Source organism: Streptomyces sp. NPDC029526 (assembly GCF_040637405.1).
In the GTDB taxonomy this organism is placed as follows: Bacteria; Actinomycetota; Actinomycetes; order Streptomycetales; family Streptomycetaceae; genus Streptomyces.
Map to the genome: position 1 here is coordinate 1 of NZ_JBEZWE010000036.1, position 17,637 is coordinate 17,637.

Genomic DNA, 17,637 nt, shown 5'->3' on the forward strand with positions numbered 1-17,637 from the left:
ACTCCAGCGGCCCCCACCTGCACTTCGAGATCCGCACCACCCCGAACTACGGCTCCGCCGTCGACCCCGTCAAGTTCCTGCGCGCCAAGGGCGTCCAGTTCTGACCGATCACGGCACCACCTGACCGCGCCACGCGACCCCGAGGCCCCCGCCTCGGGGTCGTCGCGCGCTCAGCCCCCGGACACGTACGGGACGAACGCCGTCCACGTGTCGGGGGCGAAGGCGATGCGGGGGCCGGCGGTGTCCTTGGAGTCACGGACGTGGACGGTGCCGGGAGTGAGGGCGAGTTCGACGCAGGAGTTGCCGTCGGTGCCGTCGCTGTGGCTGCTCTTGAACCACGCCAGCTCGGAGGCGTCAACCGTGGATACCGTGCGGGTCACGATTCTCCCAACCATCGTGTGCGCTCAGCCCTCGGACACGTACGGGACGAACGCCGCCCACGTGTCCGGGGTGATGGTGATGCGAGGGCCTTCGGTGTTCTTGGAGTCACGGACGTGGACGGTGCCGGGGGTGAGGGCGAGTTCGACGCAGGACTCGCCGTTGGTGCCACTGCTGAAGCTGCTCTTGAACCACGCCAGCTCGGAGGCGTCTCCTGTGGATACCGTGCGCTTCATGTTTCTCCCAGCAGGTGCTCGAGGAAGGCCAGTGACTCCCGGGGGGTGAGAGCCTGCGCCCGGATGGCGCTGAATTGCAGCTCGAGAATCCGGAGCTGCCGGGGCTCGGAAACGGGCCGCCCGCCGAACGCTCCATCGCCACGTCCTACGGCCGTACCGTCCGCGAATTTCAGCAGCTCGATCCTGCCATCCAAGCCTGGGTGGGCGTCACTCTTGATCGGCATCACCTGGAGCGTGACGTTCCACAACCGCCCTAGATGCAACAGGCGTTCGAGCTGTTGGTGCCACACCATTGTGCCCCCGATCTCCCGCCGCAGAGGAGCCTCTTCCAGCACGAAATGGATCGCGGGTGCGGGATCTCGCTCGAAAACGGACTGGCGGTCCATACGAGCGGTCACCATGCGTTCCACATCGTCCGGCGAGTACGGCGGCTGGCATGCCTCGAACAGGGCTCGCGCATGATCGGGCGTCTGCAACAGACCATGGATGCTGTTGCACTCGTACAAGCCGATCTCGACCGCCTTCCTCTCCAGCTTCGCCAGCTCCCGCACCTTCCTCGGATACCGGACCCTCTTCACGTCCTCCCAGGCCGCCGCGATGAGCCCGCCCGCGCCCAGGACCTCGTCCGCCTTGTCCAGGAACTCCTGGCGGGGGATCCGCTTGCCGCCCTCGATCTTGTAGATCATGTCCTCGCCGTAGCCGAGCACCCTCCCGAACTCGGCCGCCCGCAGCCCCGCCGCCTCGCGACGCAGCTTCAGCTGCCGCCCCACCGTGGTGATGACGGCGACGCCCCACTCGTCGTCCGGGTCCACCTCCCAACCCGGCTCGTCCGCCTCTTCCTTGAGCCGACCCGCCCCCGCCTCGACCGCCGTCATGCCGCACCTCTCCGTCGGAACCGTCCGTGACGCACCGGGCGCCCTACCCGCACCAACCGTCGGCACAGCCCCGACAGCACCGGACAACCACCGGACAGTGACCGGACGTGCGCACCAAGTCACCACTCACGGTACGCAGACACCGCCACGCTGGGTGGCGTGAATCAGCGAACCGCCGAACCCGCCGCCCCCGTCCACACCTTCAGCGTGCAGCTCTCCCCCACGCCACGCGGCGCCCACCAGGCCCGGCGCCTGGGAGTAGCCCAACTGCTTTCCTGGGGACTGCCCGTGGACCCCGCCCGCCAGATCATCGCCGAGCTGGCCATCAACGCGGCGACCCACGGCCGCGTCCCGGGACGGGACTTCCGGCTCACGCTCAACGTGGTCGCCGGCACCCTCCGCATCGAGGTCACCGACACGCGGGGTGACCGGCTCCCCCAGCCGCAACCGCCCGCCCCCGACACCGAGTCCGGCCGTGGACTGCTGCTCGTCGAGGCTCTGGCCGACCGTTGGGGCGTATCGGAGGGCCGCTTTCCGCGCAAGACCGTCTGGGCTGAACTGCGGCTGACGGCACCGGAACCCGGGATCTGAATCCCCGGCGCCGTCGGCGCCTTCCAGGACAAAGAACGGGGGAGAAAGAACCCCACCAAGCCCCACCCTCCCGCCCGGCGTCCGCCATCACCCGCGCGGGTGAACATCACCGTCTCAGCTGGATTTTGGGCCCCACGGCACCTCTACGCTCAGCGCACACACACCGGACATACTTCGGCCCCCGCTCGGGACTGGCATCCCGTTGCGAGGGCCTGACCACCAAGAAGCCAAGTGAAGGAACCTCTTCTCGATGGGTACCCAAAACCCTAGCGCGCCCCCGCGCGCCCAGTCAGCCGCAGACCGCAATCCGCCCCGACCGCGTCACCGCACCGGCGGCGTCATCCACGAGAACACCCGCCACACCACCCGCTTCGTGGTGATCGGCAACCACCTCGTCCAGCACGCGGAGCTGTCCCTGCTGGCGATCGGCCTCGGCTGCCACATCCAGTCGCTCCCCGCCGGCGCCCCCGTCGACATCAAGAGCCTCACCGCACGCTTCGCCGAAGGCACCACCCGGATCGCCTCCGCCCTGCGCGAGCTCGAAGCCCACGGCTACCTGCGTCGCGAACGCCACCGCACCGCCAACGGGCGCATCGTGACCCGCACGATCTCCTGCAACCAGCCCGCACACCGGCGGCAGCCCGCCGACACCGGCTGCCCCGACCCGCGCCCCCGGCCGAAGACGGAACGCCCACCGCAGCCGCCCCGCCCGCGTCCCCGCAAGGCCCTCCCCGCCGTGCCCCGGCCCGCGTTCCCCGCCGCCGCCCTGCTCCAGCAGGCGACCGACCTGCTCACCGGCCTGCGCCGACACGACCCCCGCCTGCTCCTCACCGCCGCCGACACCGAGCACCTCGCCCCCGGCGTCGCCACCTGGCTGGAACGCGAGGCCACTCCCGCCGCCGTACGCCTGGCCCTCACCGCCGACCTCCCGGACGAACCCCTCACCCGTCCCGCCGCCCTCCTCGCCCACCGCCTCACCGCCGCCCTGCCCGCCGTCCCCCCGTACTGCCCACCGGCCGCCCCACCCCCGGTACGCCACCCCCTGCGCACCTGCGACGGCTGCGACCGCGCCTTCCGCGGGCCCACGACGGAGACACGCTGCCGGGACTGCCGCGAACACCGCACCGTCAGCTCGGCTGCGCCATGAACACAGAAGGAGAAGGACTCCATGAGCACGCAGGCCGACCACGGACACGAGCTGGTTCCCCGCCCCGAGCAGACCCCTGATGCCCTGCGCGCCGCCCTCGCCGTCGTCGCTCCCGGGCGGCTGGCCGAGATGCAGCGGACCAAGGACGAGGCCTTCGCCAAAGCCGTGGAATGGCAGTCCCTCAGCCCGGTGCGCAGCTGGGTCCTCGCCTGGGCCAGGGACATCGAGATCGCCCGTCGCCCCGACCTCGCCACTCGCCATGCCCGCGCCAAGCGCCTCCTGGAGCACGGGGACGAGGCGACCGCCCGTGAGGCGCTGACGGAACTGGGTGCCGTGCTGGATGAGGCCCTCAAGGCAGTACAGGGTTGATCTTCCGCGCACACCCACAGCGCTGTGGCCGTGACCCGGCCGAGCACCTCTCCAGGAACCAGGTGACCGTGGACCTCTCCTTCTACAAGTCCTACCTCGTCGAAGAAATCCGGGACGAAGCCCGCGCAGAAGGCCGCGCCGAGGGTCGCGCCGAAGGCGAGCGGCAGCGCGCCGCCGAAGACGTGCTCACCGTGCTCGCGGAACGCGGCCTCGACGTCTCCGACCAGGCCCGTGAGCGCATCCAGGGCTGCGACGACCCCCACACCCTCAGCCGCTGGCTCCGGCGCGCCGTCACCGCACCGACGGCAGAGGTGATCTTCGACGCGGACGGGTGAAACGCAGCCCCGGAGCGGCCCCGCCGTGAGCCGGGCCGCCCCGCGGGGTCAGGAGTGGCCCAGCTCCGCCGACGCCTCGTCCTCCGTCGCCGGGACCGAACCCGAGTCCGGGGCCGGGCGCAGGGGGAAGGGGTCGACGCGGGTCTCGTCGATGACCGGGGCGGCCGGCTGCGGGGGCTTCGGCATGACCGCGGCCTCGGAGTGGCCGCCGCAGCCGTAGCCGAGGGAGACCACACGGCCGTCGGCGGGGGAGAACTCGTTGGCGCAGATGCCGAACGCCTGGCCGAGGGAACCGCCGATCGGGGCGAGGAAGCCGCAGGAGACGCAGGACGCGGGGGCCGACTGGGCCATCGGGGTCTTCGCGCCGAACGCCTCCTCCCAGCGGTCGGCGGCGGCGTGCAGTCCGTAGCGGGACAGGACCCGGGCGCGGCGCATGCCGAGTTCCTCGGCGACCGCCGTGATGGAGCCCCGGGACGGGGGTGTCGCGAGGTCGGCGGGGGTCCCCGCGGTGACCTCGGCGTCCTCCGCGTCGGCGAGGTCGGCCAGCTCGTCGGAGAGGACGCTGTTGGGCGGGGGCTCGTCCTCGCCGCTCCAGCCGGGCTCCAGGCGCAGGTCGTCGGCGTCCGTGGGCAGCAGGTCGCCGGGGCCCATGTCGCCGGGGCGCAGCCGCTCGCTCCAGGGCACCCATTCCGGGGCGAGGATCGCGTCGGGGCCGGGCAGCAGGGCGGTCTCGTCGACGGTGACGATCTTGGCGCGGGAGGCGCGGGCGACGGTGACGGCCCAGCGCCAGCCGCGGTAGCCGAGCTCGGTGCAGCCGAAGAAGTGGGTGACGACGCGGTCCCCCTCGGAGACCAGCCCCTCGTGTTCGCCGACCACACCGGGCGCAGCGGCTTCCTCGGCTGCGGCGCGGGCGAGGTCGACGGCCTCGGCGCACAGACGGTCGGGGGTGCGGCTTCGCGTTGTCGCTGCGCTCACAGGTATCGCTTCTCTCCTACGCCGTCTCACGAGTGCGCCACTCCCATGCGCGGGGGGCGGACGGAGCGGACCGCAGGACCGCGTCGACGTCCGCGCCGGATCGTGCTCGGGCGCGCCTCCATCCATTCTGCGGGATGGCTGAGATAGGCACGCTACCTTCTCGCGTGCCGTGGGCCTACACCGACGGTTGTTCCGGGGTTCCGCGCGCCGGGCTTCCCCGCGCGGGTCCCGGGCGGCGTGCCGACCCCGGCGGGCGGCACCGATTGCGCCGGACAGCCGCACGGCGGGCCCGCGCCGGGCCCGCCGGCAGACGTCGTAGCACTATCCGGCGCCATCTCGGGGCACTATGGCGAGGTGGCTACCGCGAAATCACCCCACGGCGCCACCGGGACCGGTGGACCGAGGACGAAGGGGACCAAGGGAACGAAGGGCAACGGCCGGCGCAACGGCACGGGCCGGGCGGGCGGCGGTGCCCGTGCGGTCGGCCGGGCGCTGCGTTTCCCGGTGACCGGGACCGCACGGGGGATCCGCCGGGCCACGCACGCGCACGGGGCCGGCGAGTCGGGCCTCGGCAAGCTGATCGAACTGCACGGGGTCAACGGCGCCGGCGACGTGATGATCACGGTGGCGCTGGCGTCCACCGTGTTCTTCTCGGTGCCGACGGACGAGGCCCGCGGGCGGGTCGCGCTCTACCTGGCGATCACCATGGCGCCGTTCACCCTCCTCGCCCCGGTGGTCGGCCCGCTCCTGGACCGCCTGCCGCACGGCCGCCGGGCCGCGATGGCGGGCGCGATGCTCGCGCGGGCGCTGCTGGCGCTGGTGCTGTCCGGCGCGGTGGTCACCGGCGGCCTCGAACTGTATCCGGCCGCGCTCGGCGTGCTGGTCTCCTCGAAGGCGTACGGGGTGGTGCGCAGTGCGGTGGTGCCGCGGCTGCTGCCTCCGTCGTTCTCCCTGGTGAAGGCGAACTCGCGGGTGACCCTGGGCGGGCTGCTGGCCACCGGTGTGGCCGCGCCCATCGGGGCGGGGCTCCAGCAGATCGGGCCGCGCTGGCCGCTGTTCGGGGCGTTCGCGCTGTTCGTGACGGGCATGTTCCTGTCCTTCCGGCTGCCGTCGAAGGTGGACTCCGCGAAGGGGGAGGACGTCGCGCTGCTCGCCTCGGACGAGAACCACCTGCACGGACCGCACCGCAAGAACGGCAAACGGCCCGGACTGCGCACCGTCGGCCCGGCCGTCACCCACGCGCTCGCCGCGAACACCGCGATCCGCTGCCTGACCGGGTTCCTGATCTTCTTCCTGGCGTTCCTGCTGCGCGAGCACCCGCTGACCGGGCAGAGCGCGGCGGTGTCCCTGGGCATCGTCGGCGTGGCGGCCGGCACCGGGAACGCGCTGGGCACGGCGGTCGGGGCGTGGCTGCGCTCCCGCGCGCCCGAGATCATCATCGTGACGGTGGTGGCGTGTGTGGCGGGTGCGGCGATCGTGGCCGCCACCTTCTTCGGGGCGGCCCTGGTGGCCTGTCTGGCGGGGATCGCCGGTTTCGCGCAGGCACTCGCCAAGCTGTCGCTGGACGCGCTGATACAGCGGGACGTGCCGGAGCTGGTGCGCACGTCGGCGTTCGCCCGTTCGGAGACGCTGCTGCAGATGGCGTGGGTGCTGGGCGGTGCGATCGGCATCGCGATGCCCCTGATCGGCCCGCTGGGCCTGGCCGTGGGCGCCGGCATCGTCGGCACCGGCTGGCTGCTGACCGTGCGGCCCCTGCTCACCTCGGCCCGGCACGGGGGCCCGGCGCGTCCGCGAGTGGCGTAACGGCCCGGCCACGCCGTACCCCACATGGGAGGTGGGCGGGGCCCGCCCGATAGCCTTTCCGTCATGACCACGTTGCCCCGCGGCGCAGCCGCCCAGAGCCACCGCGCTGTGCGACGCCGCCGCGTCGCCGTCGCCGCCGGCGCCGTATCCGCCGGACTGCTCGTCCTGTCCGCCTGTGACAAGCCGACGGCGATGTCCACGATCACCGTCGGCAGCTCCTCCGTGAGCTCCGAGGCCGCCTGCGGCGGCGAGGGTGAGGCGCTGAAGGCGTCCGACCTCGACAAGTGCCTGAAGGACAAGGACGTCAAGAGCATCACGGTCGACCCGGACGAGACCGTGCGCTTCGGTGTCGACCCGGACGTCGCCGACAAGGGCTGGACGATCCTGATGAACGGTCAGCCGCTGACCGACTCCAGCACCAAGACGTACCGCACCATCCCGGGCAGCGTGTTCTTCAACGCCCAGTACGGCGCGCAGGGCGACTCGACCCTGGTGTCGATCAAGGAGGGCGAGAACGAGACGACCGGGCTGTGGTCCTTCCGCCTGAAGAAGGACGCCTGATCACTCCGTCCCTCCGGATCCTCGTGGCCACCGCCGTCCCCGCCGAGCGGGACGCGGTGGCCCGGGCGTTCCCGGGGCCGGTGCGCGAGTCGCCGGTGCCGGGCGCGGACGTGCACGCGGTCGCGGACGGCCCGGACCTGCTCGCGGCCGGGGTCGGCCCGGCCCGGGCGGCGGCGTCGACGGCCGCCGCGCTGACCGCCGCCGCCCTGGACGGCCGCCCCTATGGGCTGGTCGTCTCCGCCGGCATCGCCGGCGGTTTCCCGCCGCACGCGCCCCTCGGCTCGCTGGTCGTCGCCGACGCGATCACCGCGGCCGACCTGGGCGCGGAGACGGCCGACGGTTTTCTGCCGGTCACCGACCTCGGTTTCGGCACCGTCACCCACCGCCCGCCCGAGTCCCTGGTCCGGGCCGTGGCCGCCGCGACCGGCGCGCCCACCGGCACGGTGCTCACCGTGTCCACGGTCACCGGCACCGCCGCCCGCGCCGAGCAGCTGCGGGGCCGCCACCCGCGGGCTCTGGCCGAGGCCATGGAGGGCTTCGGGGTCGCCGAGGCCGCCGCCGCGCAGGGGGTGCCCGTGCTGGAGGTGCGCGCGGTGTCGAACCCCGTCGGCCCCCGCGACCGCGCCGCCTGGCGCATCGGCGACGCCCTGACCGCCCTGACCGAGGGCTTCGGGAAGCTGGGGCCCGTCCTGGAGAGTTGGAACCGGCATGAGCAGTGAACAGCAGCCCGAACAGCACCGGCCGGACCAGCGGCTCCGGATCGCGTACTCGCCCTGCCCGAACGACACGTTCGTCTTCGACGCCCTGGCCCACGGCCGGGTGCCCGGCGGGCCCGCCCTGGACGTCACGTTCGCCGACATCGACGTCACCAACGGCATGGCCGAGCGCGGCGAGCTCGACGTGCTGAAGGTGTCCTACGCGGTGCTGCCCTACGTCCTCGACGAGTACGCGCTGCTGCCCTGCGGGGGCGCGCTGGGGCGGGGCTGCGGGCCGCTGGTGCTGACCCGGGACGGGGCCCTGACCGGCGCCGGCCTGGCGGGCCGCACGGTCGCCGTGCCGAGCGAACGGTCCACGGCGTACCTGCTGTTCCGGCTCTGGGCGGCCGACGTGGTGCCCGGCGGGGTCGGCGACATCGTGGTCATGCCCTTCCACGAGATCATGCCCGCGGTGCGGGACGGCAAGGTCGACGCGGGTCTCGTCATCCACGAGGCGCGCTTCACCTACCGGAACTACGGGCTGCACAAGCTGGCCGACATGGGCGAGCACTGGGAGCACACCACCGGGCTGCCGATCCCGCTCGGCGCGATCATCGCCCGGCGCTCCCTCGGCGAGGCCGCGCTGACCGGGCTGGCGGACGCGGTGCGGGCCTCGGTGCGGGCCGCCTGGGACGACCCGGAGGCGTCCCGCCCGTACGTGATGGCGCACGCGCAGGAGATGGACCCGGCCGTCGCCGACCAGCACATCGGGCTGTACGTCAACGAGTTCACCGCGGACCTCGGCGAGGACGGCTACGCGGCCGTGCGCGGGCTGCTGACCCGGGCGGCGGCCGAGGGCCTGGTGCCCCCGCTGGGGCCGGACGCGCTGCGGTTCCCCTGACGGACGGTGCGGCGACCGGGCGGTGCACGCTGCCGGGCCTTGAACGCTGTCGGGCGGTGCACGCTGTCGGGCGGTGCACGCTGCCGGGTGGTGGCGTCCCGCGTCGACGCCGCAGCGCTCGGGACGGCAGCGGCAGCACTCCTGACGACCGCCGCAGCGCTCGTGACCACGAAAAACGGCCGCGGTACCGGTACCGCGGCCGTTCCTCGTCCCGGTGGCGCCGGCGTGGTCGGCGCCACCCGCGTCCTGCGGGCTACACGTCGAGCTGGTCGGCGACCGCCCTCAGCAGGCCGGCGATCTTCTTGCCGGAGGCGCGGTCGGGGTACCGGCCGCCCTCCAGCTGCGGGGTGATGTTCTCCAGCAGCGTGGTCAGGTCCTGGACGATGGAGGCCAGTTCGTCCGGCTTGCGGCGCTGGGCCGCGGCGACCGACGGCGTCGGGTCGAGAACGGTGAGGGAGAGCGCCTGGTCACCGCGCTGCCCGGCGACCACGCCGAACTCCACGCGCTGACCCGGCTTGAGTGTCTCGACTCCGGCGGGGAGGACCGAGGAATGGACGAAGACGTCACCGCCGTCGTCTCGGGAGAGAAAGCCGAAGCCCTTCTCACTGTTGAACCACTTGACCTTGCCGGTGGGCACGTCTGTCCTCGTCCTCGTTCTCGTCGGGAAAACTGCTCGGAAACGGCTCTTGATAGCACTGGGGCGGGCCTGGTGGCCCGCCGGTACCCAGGCTAATGGTCCTCGGGCCGGTGACAAGACGTCCCCGGGTTGTTCTCTCGGGCAGGGAACTACCCTGGTCGAGTGCGTGACAAAACCCAAGCGAATTCCGCGGCGCCCGGCGACGGTCTGATCCGTGCCGGGGCCATCGTCTTCTTCGTCGGCGCCGTGGCCACCCTGGTCACGGTGGCCCCGCTGTTCCTCGGAACGACGCCCTTTCCCACCTACATGTTCGTGCTGAGCATGCTGATGGGCGTCGGATTCCTGATGGCCGGAGCGGGAGTTCTGCGTTCCGCGGCGGCGGGACGGCGTCAGGCGCGGTCGGGTGAGCCCTCCGTGCGGTAGTCCGAAAACCATCCCGGGAATTCCGTGAGCGAGGCCAGGACGACGTCCGCCCCGGCCGCGCGGAGTTCCGCCTCGTCGCACGGCCCGGTGGCGACCGCGACCGCCAGCGCGCCGGCGGTCCGCGCGCCGCGCACGTCGCCCACGTGGTCGCCCACGTAGGCGTGCGCGCCGTGCTCGCGCAGCGCGAGCGCCTTCTGCTCGGCCCACAGCCCGCCGATCACGGCGTCCGGCTCGATGCCGAGGTGCGCCAGGTGCAGTTTGGCGTTCGGCTCGTACTTCGCGGTGACGACGACCGCCCGCCCGCCGGCCTCCCGCACCGCCTCGACGGCCTCGCGGGCGCCGGGCAGGGCCGGGGTGGGGGTGATGGCGAACTCCGGGTACATCGACCGGTACAGGTCCGCCACCTCCTCGACCCGCTCGGCCGGGAACCAGTGGATCAGCTCGTCGGCGAGCGGCGGCCCGAGGCGGGTCACCGCGAGATCGGCGTCGATGTACGTCCCGGTCCGCTCGGCCAGCGCCAGGTAGCAGGCGCGGATCCCCGGCCGGGAGTCGATGAGCGTCATGTCGAGGTCGAACCCCACGGTGGGCCCGGCGGACGCGGGGGACGGGGTCTCGGACGGGGTCACCGACGGGGTCGGAGCCGCGGACGGGGACTGCGGCATGGGCGGGAACGGGGTCGTGGAGGCCATGGGGGCCATTGTGCCCGGCCGCCTCACGCACCCCGCCGCCACCGGACGGCACCGGCCGCCACCGGACGGCACCCCGCCCTCGCGGAGGGTCCGGCCGGGGCGCGGGACGGGGGCCCGTGTCCGTGTCGCGTCCGGCGGCCCGGCTCACCTCTGCCGCTGGGAGCGCCACACGAGAAACAGGGCGGAGGCGACGGCTGCTCCCCGGACGACCCACGGCCAGGTCTCGGCGACCGCGTCGTTCATGGCCCCCTCGGCGACGGGGTCGCCCCAGCGGCCGGCGCTGCGGCCCCAGAGCCAGGTGAGTCCCGCGGTGAGGGACAGGCCGGGGATGATCACGACCGCCCACTTCGACTCGGCCGGGGTCAGCCGCCGGGACGCCCAGGCGATGAGCCAGCCGAGGAGCAGGGCGAGCCAGGTGCCGAGGACGGCGCCCGCGACCAGCAGGGCGGCGGCCAGGAGCAGCAGCGGGTTGTTCCAGCTCCCGGCGGCCGGACGCCACAGGCGGCGCCGGGCGGGGGCCGCCACGTCGGCCTCCACGGCAGCCGCTCCGCCCTCGTCCCCGTCCGGCTCCCGGGGTCCGGCCCCGGTGGGCTCCTCGCGGGCCGGCGGGGGTTTCAGCAGTTCCGGGATCTCCACCCCGCCGACGAACCCGGGCACCTCGTCGCCGACACCGAACGGACTGCTGTCCACCCGCCACCAGTCGGGCTGGGCCGCGCTGTCCCCGAGTTCGTCCGCTCCGGCGCGGTGCGGCGAGGAGGGGACGGGCCGGGACGGCACGTCGGCGGGGGCGGGCGCGGAGTCGCCGGCCGGCCGGGCTGGGGCGGCCGGGCGCGGGCCCGGGACGATGCGGCCGAGGACGCCCTTGGGCCGCCCGGGACGCTTGGTCAGGTCGGCGGGGGCCCGCCGGGCCTCCCGTGCGGCGGGGTCGCGCTGCTCGGGGACGGCGGCGGGGGCGCTCGCAGCCGGGGTGTCGGCGGGCCCGGCCCCGGAGGCGTCGGCGGTCCGCGTGGCCGCGGTGACGACCTCGCTGGGCGTGCCGATCCGGGAGATGATGCGGCGCACGGCGGCCGGTGAGTCCACCACGGCCTTGGCGCGGCGCCGGTCGATCTCGTCGCGGAGTTCGGTGACCAGCCGCATGCGTGCCGCCGAGGGCAGCTGCCGTTGCTGGGCCACGTCGCCGACGCGGCTCAGGTACTCGTAGACGACCTGGTCACTCTCGATACCCACGAAGTCCCCTCGGGGGCGGATGCGTTGGCTCACACCGTCGACCGACGGTATCGCGAGTGGCATCGCCCGGCCCAACCGCACACGCCCCACACGCATACCCCACCCGCTACCGTGAGGCGGATGAGCACCGAGGAGAAGCCCGCGGCGGCGCCCCGATCCCTCGCCGAAGCCCTCCGGGGGCGGGACGACGCCGCCCTCGCCGCGCTCCTGCGCAGCCGTCCGGACCTCGTCACGCCCGTGCCCGGTGACCTCACGCAGCTCGCCACCCGGGCCGGTACCCGGGCCTCGGTGGTGCGCGCGCTGGAACGGCTGGACCGGTTCGCGCTCCAGGCGGCGGAGGCGCTGGCGGTGGCCCCCGACCCGGCCTCGTACGACGACCTGCTCGGGCTGCTGGCGGGCGACGACGGTGATCCGGCCGTGGCCGCCGCGCTGCCGTCGGCGCTGGGCACCCTGCGGGAGCAGGCGCTGGTGTGGGGCGGGGACGACGTGCTCCGTCTGGTGCGCACGGCCCGCGAGTTGCTGTCGCCCACACCGCAGCACCCGTCGCCGACCGGGCTGGGCCCCTCGGTGCGGGAGGCGACCGCCGGGATGTCCCCGGGGCGGATCCAGGAGCTGGTGACGGCGGCGGGGCTGGCGTCCACGCACGACTCGGTGTCCGCGGTGGCGTCGCTGACCGCGCTGTTCACCGACCGGCAGCGGATGGCGGCCCTGCTGGACGAGGCTCCGGCGGAGTCCGTGGAGGTGCTGGAGCGGCTGGTGTGGGGGCCGCCGTACGGGCAGGTCACGGCCGATCCGGCGCCCCGGCTGCGCTGGCTGCTCGACCGCGGGCTGCTGCTGCCCACGGCGCCCGGGACGGTGGTGCTGCCGCGGGAGGTCGCCCTGCACCTGCGGGGCGGGCGGGCGCACCGGGTGACCGAGCCGGTGCCGCCGCCCGTGGAGTCCGCCGGCACGCACCGCCCGCAGGTGGTGGACGCGACGGCGGCCGGGCAGGCGTTCACCGCGCTGGCGACGGTCGAGGAGCTGCTGAAGGACTGGGACGAGGGCGGGCCCGCCGTGCTGCGGTCCGGCGGGCTGAGCGTGCGGGACCTGAAGCGGACCGCCGTCGCGCTGGACGTGCCGGAGCCCACGGCCGCTTTCTGGGTCGAACTCGCCTATGCAGCGGGGCTGTTGGCGGCCGACGGGGAGGCCGACGAGCGGTATGCGGCGACCCCCGCCCACGACGAGTGGCGGGAACGGCCGCCCGCCGAACGCTGGGCGCACCTGGTCACCGCCTGGCTGACGGCGACCCGGACGCCGGGGCTGGTCGGCGGGCGGGACGCCAAGGACCGGGCGCTGGCGGCGCTCGGTCCGGGGCTGGACCGGTCGGCGGCGCCCGAGGTGCGGCACCGGGTGCTGACGCTGCTGGCCGGGCTGCCGGAGGGCCACTCCGCGACCGAGGGGTCGGTGCTGGCGCGGCTGCGCTGGGAGCGGCCGTTGCGGGGCCGCGCCGGGGCCGCGGGGGCTGCGGGGACTGCCGGGACTGCGGGTTCCGACCCGGGGCATCGCGGCGCCGGTTCCGCCGTCTCCGGGTCGGCGTCCGGGTCGGCGTCCGGGTCGGCGTCCGGGTCGGCGTCCGGGGACGGTGAGGACCTGCGGTCCCGGCTCGCCCGCTGGACCCTGACCGAGGCGGAGATGCTGGGCGTCACCGGGCGGGGAGCGCTGTCCACGCACGGCCGTGCCCTGCTCGGCCCCGCCGCGCCGCAGCCGCCGGGGGCGGCGGGCGCCCGGGAGCCGGAACCGGCCGACGTCCCCGGCGACAAGCTGCCCGTGCACCACCGGCCCGTCCCGCCGACGCTCCCCGCTCCCCTCTCCCCCGCCGAGCAGGCCACGGCGTCCGCCGAGGCCGCCCGGCTGCTGGCGCCGCTGCTGCCCGAACCCCTCGACCACGTCCTGCTCCAGGCCGACCTGACGGCGGTCGCGCCCGGCCCGCTGGAGCGGCCCCTCGCCGACCTGCTGGACGTGCTGGCGGACGTGGAGTCCAAGGGCGGGGCGACGGTGTACCGGTTCACGCCGGGTTCGGTCCGGCGCGCCCTGGACGCCGGGCAGACCGCCTCCGACCTGCACGCCTTCCTCGCCGCGCACTCCCGGACCCCGGTGCCGCAGCCGCTGGCGTACCTGATCGACGACGTGGCCCGCCGGCACGGGCACCTGCGGGTGGGCGCCGCCTCGGCGTACGTGCGCTGCGACGACGACGCCGTGCTCAACGAGATCCTCGCCGACAAGCGGGCCGCCGGACTGGGCCTGCGCCGCCTCGCGCCGACCGTGCTGGCCGCGCAGGCCGACCCGGCGGCGCTGCTGGAGGGCCTGCGGTCGATGGGGTTCGCCCCGGCCGCCGAGTCCGCCGAGGGCGACGTCGTGATCACCCGGGCGCACGCCCGCCGCACCCCGCCGCGCACGGCGCCCGAACCGGTCCCGGACGGCCCCCCGGTGCCCGACGACACCCTGCTCCGGGCGGCGGTCCGCGCGATCCGGGCCGGTGACCTCGCCTCCACGGCCCCGCGCAAGCCCGCCGCGGACGGGGACCGGACGGCACCCGGCGGCGAGCCGCCCCGCACCACCACCGCCGAGACCCTCGCCACCCTGCAGGCCGCCGTCCTCACCGGCGAGGCCCTGTGGATCGGCTACGTCAACGCCGAGGGGGCCGCCAGCCAGCGGGTCATCGCACCGGTCCGGGTCGAGGGCGGCTTCGTCACGGCGTACGACCACACCGCCGACGAGGTCCGCACGTACCCGCTGCACCGGATCACGGGGGTGGCGGAGCTGGCGGCCGAGGAGGGGGAGGGGTGAGCCGGGTGCCCCTCGCGCTACCGGGGCCTCCGGTTCCCGTCGCTCGCCGGTGACCTCCGGACCGGCCGGCCGTCGGTGAACAAGCTCACGCCGTCCGCGGCGGAGCGATGCGGCCCGCTCCGGGCCGTGCGGGCCCTCGATCAGGCAAACTGGACGATTGGCCGTGCAGTGCCCGTGCCGAGCCCGTCGCAGAAAGGCAGCCGCGCGTGAATGGTCCGCTCATCGTCCAGTCCGACAAGACCCTCCTCCTCGAGGTCGACCACGAGCAGGCCGACGACTGCCGGCGCGTCATCGCCCCCTTCGCCGAACTCGAACGCGCGCCCGAGCACATCCACACCTACCGGGTGACCCCGCTCGGCCTGTGGAACGCGCGGGCGGCGGGCCACGACGCCGAGCAGGTCGTCGACGCGCTGGTGCAGTACAGCCGCTACCCGGTGCCGCACGCGCTGCTCGTCGACATCGCCGAGACGATGGACCGCTACGGTCGGCTCAGCCTGGTCAAGCACCCGGCGCACGGCCTCGTCCTGACCAGCACCGACCGGCCCGTACTGGAGGAGGTGCTGCGCTCCAAGCGCATCGCGCCCCTGGTCGGCGCCCGCATCGACCCCGACACCGTCGCCGTGCACCCCTCGGAGCGCGGGCAGATCAAGCAGACGCTGCTGAAGCTGGGCTGGCCGGCCGAGGACCTCGCCGGGTACGTGGACGGTGAGGCGCACCCCATCGAGCTGCACGAGGACGGGTGGGCGCTGCGCCCGTACCAGAAGCAGGCGGTGGAGAACTTCTGGCACGGCGGCTCCGGCGTGGTCGTGCTGCCCTGCGGCGCGGGCAAGACCCTGGTCGGCGCCGGGTCGATGGCGCAGGCGAAGTCGACGACGCTGATCCTGGTCACCAACACGGTCTCGGCCCGGCAGTGGAAGCACGAGCTGGTGAAGCGGACCTCGCTGACCGAGGAGGAGATCGGCGAGTACAGCGGGACGAAGAAGGAGATCCGCCCCGTCACCATCGCCACCTACCAGGTGCTCACCACCCGGCGGAAGGGTGTGTACCCGCACCTGGAGCTGTTCGACTCCCGGGACTGGGGCCTGATCGTCTACGACGAGGTGCACCTGCTGCCCGCGCCCGTGTTCAAGTTCACCGCCGACCTCCAGGCGCGGCGGCGGCTCGGCCTGACCGCGACGCTGGTGCGGGAGGACGGCCGCGAGTCGGACGTGTTCTCGCTGATCGGGCCGAAGCGGTTCGACGCGCCGTGGAAGGAGATCGAGGCGCAGGGCTACATCGCGCCCGCCGACTGCGTCGAGGTGCGGGTCAACCTCACCGACTCCGAGCGGCTGGCGTACGCCACCGCCGAGACGGAGGAGAAGTACCGCTTCTGCGCGACGACCGCGACCAAGCGGAAGGTGACGGAGGCGATCGTGCGCCGCTTCGCCGGCCAGCAGATCCTCGTCATCGGGCAGTACATCGACCAGCTCGACGAGCTGGGCGAACACCTCGGCGCCCCCGTGATCAAGGGCGAGACGACCAACCTGCAGCGGGAGAAGCTGTTCGAGGCGTTCCGCCAGGGCGAGATCAGCGTGCTGGTGGTGTCCAAGGTCGCCAACTTCTCCATCGACCTGCCGGAGGCCACGGTCGCCATCCAGGTGTCGGGCACCTTCGGCTCTCGCCAGGAGGAGGCCCAGCGGCTCGGCCGGGTGCTGCGGCCCAAGTCGGACGGCCACCAGGCGCACTTCTACTCGGTGGTCGCCCGGGACACCATCGACCAGGACTTCGCGGCCCACCGGCAGCGGTTCCTGGCCGAGCAGGGCTACGCCTACCGGATCGTGGACGCGGACGAACTGCTGGCGGAGGGCTGAGCGAGCCCCGGCCGGCGGGCGCCCGCCCCTCACCCCATGGGCAGGGTGAGCAGCAGCACCAGGACGACCGTCCAGGGCAGCAGGGACAGGCCGGACAGCCAGATGCGGGGCACCGACCAGCGGCGGGTGCGGGGCAGCAGCCACGCGGCGAGCCAGGCGCCCGCCGCGAGGACACCGCCGTAGAGCACGGTGCCGTGGGCGAGGTCCAGGGCGGTCGTCAGCGCCCGCGAGCAGTCGTCGGGGCCGCAGGAGTCGGTCGCCATCGGGGACAGTGCCGTCAGCAGGAGCGCCGCCGGGATCAGGAACGCCCCGATCGCGGTGGCGACGGCGGGCGCCACCCAGGCACGGGGGTCCGGCTCGGCCCGGTACTGCCGGGCCGTCGACGGGGGTCCGGCGGGGCGGTGACGGTTCATGCGGCCAGTGAAGCGGCCCGCGGCGCCGCCCGCACCGGTCCGGGTACTCATCCCGGCGGGCGTTCCCGTACTCAGGTGGCGGGCCGCACGGACCCGGGGACGCCCGGTGTGCTCAACGGACCTGGACAGGAGGGTGCCGAGGAGCCGGAGGGTGCCAGGGAACCGGAAGGCACCGGCGAGCCGGCACCGCCGACCGGAGGGCACCGCCGGGCCGCGTCGGGGCCGGTACCGGCACTCGCCGCCCGCGGTGACGGCGGGCCGGGCGGACTCACCGGCCCGGGTGGAGCCGGGGAGCTGCGGGCCCGCCGCGCCTACCGGCGGCGGACGCCCGCCTCCTCGCCGTACTCGCCCAGAATGATCACGTCGAAGGCGGCGCCCAGGAAGACCCGGACGGCGCGCAGGGCGGCGCCGACGCGGTGCGGGCGGTCGCCTCGGAGGGAAGTCGCGCCGGTCGGCCGGACCGGCGGTGCGGTGGGGTTGACGGTCGCTGCACTCATGACTCCATGGTTGCTTCCCGCCCCCGGCCCGGGCATCAACCCACGGACCTGATCCACACGCCCCGCGCGTACGCCTCCCGGCCGACCCGTACCCCTCAGGCAGGACGGGCCGATCCCCTAGGGTCTGTCGTCAAATGATCTTCGATCGGGGATCATGGTCGGGTGATACGTCGCCATGAACTGTCCGATGCCGAGTGGGCCTTCGTGCA

At 74.2% G+C, this 17,637-nt stretch carries 19 protein-coding genes and 2 pseudogenes; 12 read left to right on the plus strand and 9 right to left on the minus strand.

Annotation, left to right across the window (positions count from 1 at the left end; genetic code table 11):
- Positions 1-104, plus strand: a pseudogene (locus tag AB0F01_RS30795) (M23 family peptidase); the annotation flags it as partial.
- A gap of 66 nt (positions 105-170) precedes the next feature.
- Here the strand turns inward: AB0F01_RS30795 and AB0F01_RS30800 are convergent.
- The 3 genes from AB0F01_RS30800 to AB0F01_RS30810 are packed head-to-tail and all read right to left on the minus strand — an operon-like array spanning position 171 to position 1,489.
- A complete protein-coding gene (locus tag AB0F01_RS30800) occupies positions 171-380 on the minus strand; it encodes a DUF397 domain-containing protein (RefSeq protein WP_362102567.1) in 210 nt (69 codons plus the stop codon).
- 24 nt (positions 381-404) lie between these two features.
- Positions 405-614 (minus strand): DUF397 domain-containing protein, encoded by a 210-nt coding sequence (locus tag AB0F01_RS30805; protein ID WP_362102570.1) that lies wholly within the window; start codon positions 612-614, stop codon positions 405-407.
- The gene (locus tag AB0F01_RS30810; protein ID WP_362102573.1) at positions 611-1,489 is read right to left on the minus strand and encodes a helix-turn-helix transcriptional regulator; all 879 of its coding nucleotides are present in this window, start codon (positions 1,487-1,489) and stop codon (positions 611-613) included. The genes AB0F01_RS30805 and AB0F01_RS30810 overlap by 4 nt, the downstream gene beginning before the upstream one ends.
- Positions 1,490-1,648: 159 nt before the next feature.
- Between AB0F01_RS30810 and AB0F01_RS30815 the strand changes: the two genes are divergently transcribed.
- The 4 genes and pseudogenes from AB0F01_RS30815 to AB0F01_RS30830 form a co-directional block, all read left to right on the plus strand.
- Positions 1,649-2,080, plus strand: a complete 432-nt coding sequence (locus AB0F01_RS30815) for an ATP-binding protein (protein ID WP_362102576.1) — start codon at positions 1,649-1,651, stop codon at positions 2,078-2,080.
- A 250-nt stretch (positions 2,081-2,330) separates the two neighbouring features.
- Positions 2,331-3,227, plus strand: coding sequence for a helix-turn-helix domain-containing protein (locus AB0F01_RS30820; protein ID WP_362102579.1), 897 nt, complete (start codon positions 2,331-2,333; stop codon positions 3,225-3,227).
- Positions 3,228-3,248: 21 nt separating this feature from the next.
- Positions 3,249-3,596: a hypothetical protein gene (locus tag AB0F01_RS30825; protein WP_362102582.1), complete on the plus strand. Its 348-nt coding sequence runs from the start codon at positions 3,249-3,251 to the stop codon at positions 3,594-3,596.
- A 35-nt stretch (positions 3,597-3,631) separates the two neighbouring features.
- Positions 3,632-3,931: pseudogene (locus AB0F01_RS30830) on the plus strand (hypothetical protein); the annotation flags it as partial.
- 48 nt (positions 3,932-3,979) lie between these two features.
- On the opposite strand, the gene AB0F01_RS30835 reads toward AB0F01_RS30830, so the two are convergent.
- On the minus strand, positions 3,980-4,906 hold the full coding sequence (locus tag AB0F01_RS30835) for a DUF3027 domain-containing protein (protein ID WP_362102585.1): 927 nt from the start codon (positions 4,904-4,906) through the stop codon (positions 3,980-3,982).
- A gap of 354 nt (positions 4,907-5,260) precedes the next feature.
- Here AB0F01_RS30835 and AB0F01_RS30840 point away from each other — a divergent pair, with 354 nt between their 5' ends.
- The 4 genes from AB0F01_RS30840 (at position 5,261) to AB0F01_RS30855 (ending at position 8,866) form a co-directional block, all read left to right on the plus strand.
- A complete protein-coding gene (locus AB0F01_RS30840) occupies positions 5,261-6,709 on the plus strand; it encodes an MFS transporter (RefSeq protein WP_362102588.1) in 1,449 nt (482 codons plus the stop codon).
- A 63-nt stretch (positions 6,710-6,772) separates the two neighbouring features.
- Complete coding sequence (locus tag AB0F01_RS30845; protein WP_362102591.1) at positions 6,773-7,270, plus strand: DUF2771 domain-containing protein; 498 nt, start codon at positions 6,773-6,775, stop codon at positions 7,268-7,270.
- Positions 7,271-7,293: 23 nt separating this feature from the next.
- Complete coding sequence (locus AB0F01_RS30850) at positions 7,294-7,989, plus strand: futalosine hydrolase (protein WP_362102594.1); 696 nt, start codon at positions 7,294-7,296, stop codon at positions 7,987-7,989.
- Positions 7,979-8,866, plus strand: coding sequence for a 1,4-dihydroxy-6-naphthoate synthase (locus tag AB0F01_RS30855; protein ID WP_362102597.1), 888 nt, complete (start codon positions 7,979-7,981; stop codon positions 8,864-8,866). The genes AB0F01_RS30850 and AB0F01_RS30855 overlap by 11 nt, the downstream gene beginning before the upstream one ends.
- Before the next feature lie 253 nt (positions 8,867-9,119).
- Here the strand turns inward: AB0F01_RS30855 and AB0F01_RS30860 are convergent, their stop codons facing one another.
- The gene (locus AB0F01_RS30860; protein ID WP_164333825.1) at positions 9,120-9,503 is read right to left on the minus strand and encodes a cold-shock protein; all 384 of its coding nucleotides are present in this window, start codon (positions 9,501-9,503) and stop codon (positions 9,120-9,122) included.
- A gap of 162 nt (positions 9,504-9,665) precedes the next feature.
- Here AB0F01_RS30860 and AB0F01_RS30865 point away from each other — a divergent pair, with 162 nt between their 5' ends.
- Positions 9,666-9,926: a hypothetical protein gene (locus AB0F01_RS30865; RefSeq protein ID WP_362102600.1), complete on the plus strand. Its 261-nt coding sequence runs from the start codon at positions 9,666-9,668 to the stop codon at positions 9,924-9,926.
- Here AB0F01_RS30865 and AB0F01_RS30870 read toward each other — a convergent pair.
- Positions 9,893-10,615: an HAD family hydrolase gene (locus AB0F01_RS30870; RefSeq protein ID WP_362102603.1), complete on the minus strand. Its 723-nt coding sequence runs from the start codon at positions 10,613-10,615 to the stop codon at positions 9,893-9,895. The two genes, AB0F01_RS30865 and AB0F01_RS30870, sit on opposite strands and share 34 nt — an antisense overlap.
- Positions 10,616-10,759: 144 nt before the next feature.
- Positions 10,760-11,842: a hypothetical protein gene (locus tag AB0F01_RS30875; RefSeq protein ID WP_362102606.1), complete on the minus strand. Its 1,083-nt coding sequence runs from the start codon at positions 11,840-11,842 to the stop codon at positions 10,760-10,762.
- Between the two features lie 120 nt (positions 11,843-11,962).
- Between AB0F01_RS30875 and AB0F01_RS30880 the strand changes: the two genes are divergently transcribed.
- Both AB0F01_RS30880 and AB0F01_RS30885 read left to right on the plus strand, forming a co-directional pair.
- A complete protein-coding gene (locus tag AB0F01_RS30880; RefSeq protein ID WP_362102609.1) occupies positions 11,963-14,668 on the plus strand; it encodes a helicase-associated domain-containing protein in 2,706 nt (901 codons plus the stop codon).
- A gap of 206 nt (positions 14,669-14,874) precedes the next feature.
- The gene (locus tag AB0F01_RS30885; RefSeq protein ID WP_360595307.1) at positions 14,875-16,518 is read left to right on the plus strand and encodes a DNA repair helicase XPB; all 1,644 of its coding nucleotides are present in this window, start codon (positions 14,875-14,877) and stop codon (positions 16,516-16,518) included.
- Positions 16,519-16,547: 29 nt separating this feature from the next.
- Here AB0F01_RS30885 and AB0F01_RS30890 read toward each other — a convergent pair whose 3' ends face one another.
- Both AB0F01_RS30890 and AB0F01_RS30895 read right to left on the minus strand, forming a co-directional pair.
- Positions 16,548-16,931: a hypothetical protein gene (locus AB0F01_RS30890; RefSeq protein WP_362102612.1), complete on the minus strand. Its 384-nt coding sequence runs from the start codon at positions 16,929-16,931 to the stop codon at positions 16,548-16,550.
- A 311-nt stretch (positions 16,932-17,242) separates the two neighbouring features.
- On the minus strand, positions 17,243-17,428 hold the full coding sequence (locus tag AB0F01_RS30895) for a hypothetical protein (RefSeq protein WP_362102615.1): 186 nt from the start codon (positions 17,426-17,428) through the stop codon (positions 17,243-17,245).
- Positions 17,429-17,637 lie beyond the last annotated feature (209 nt).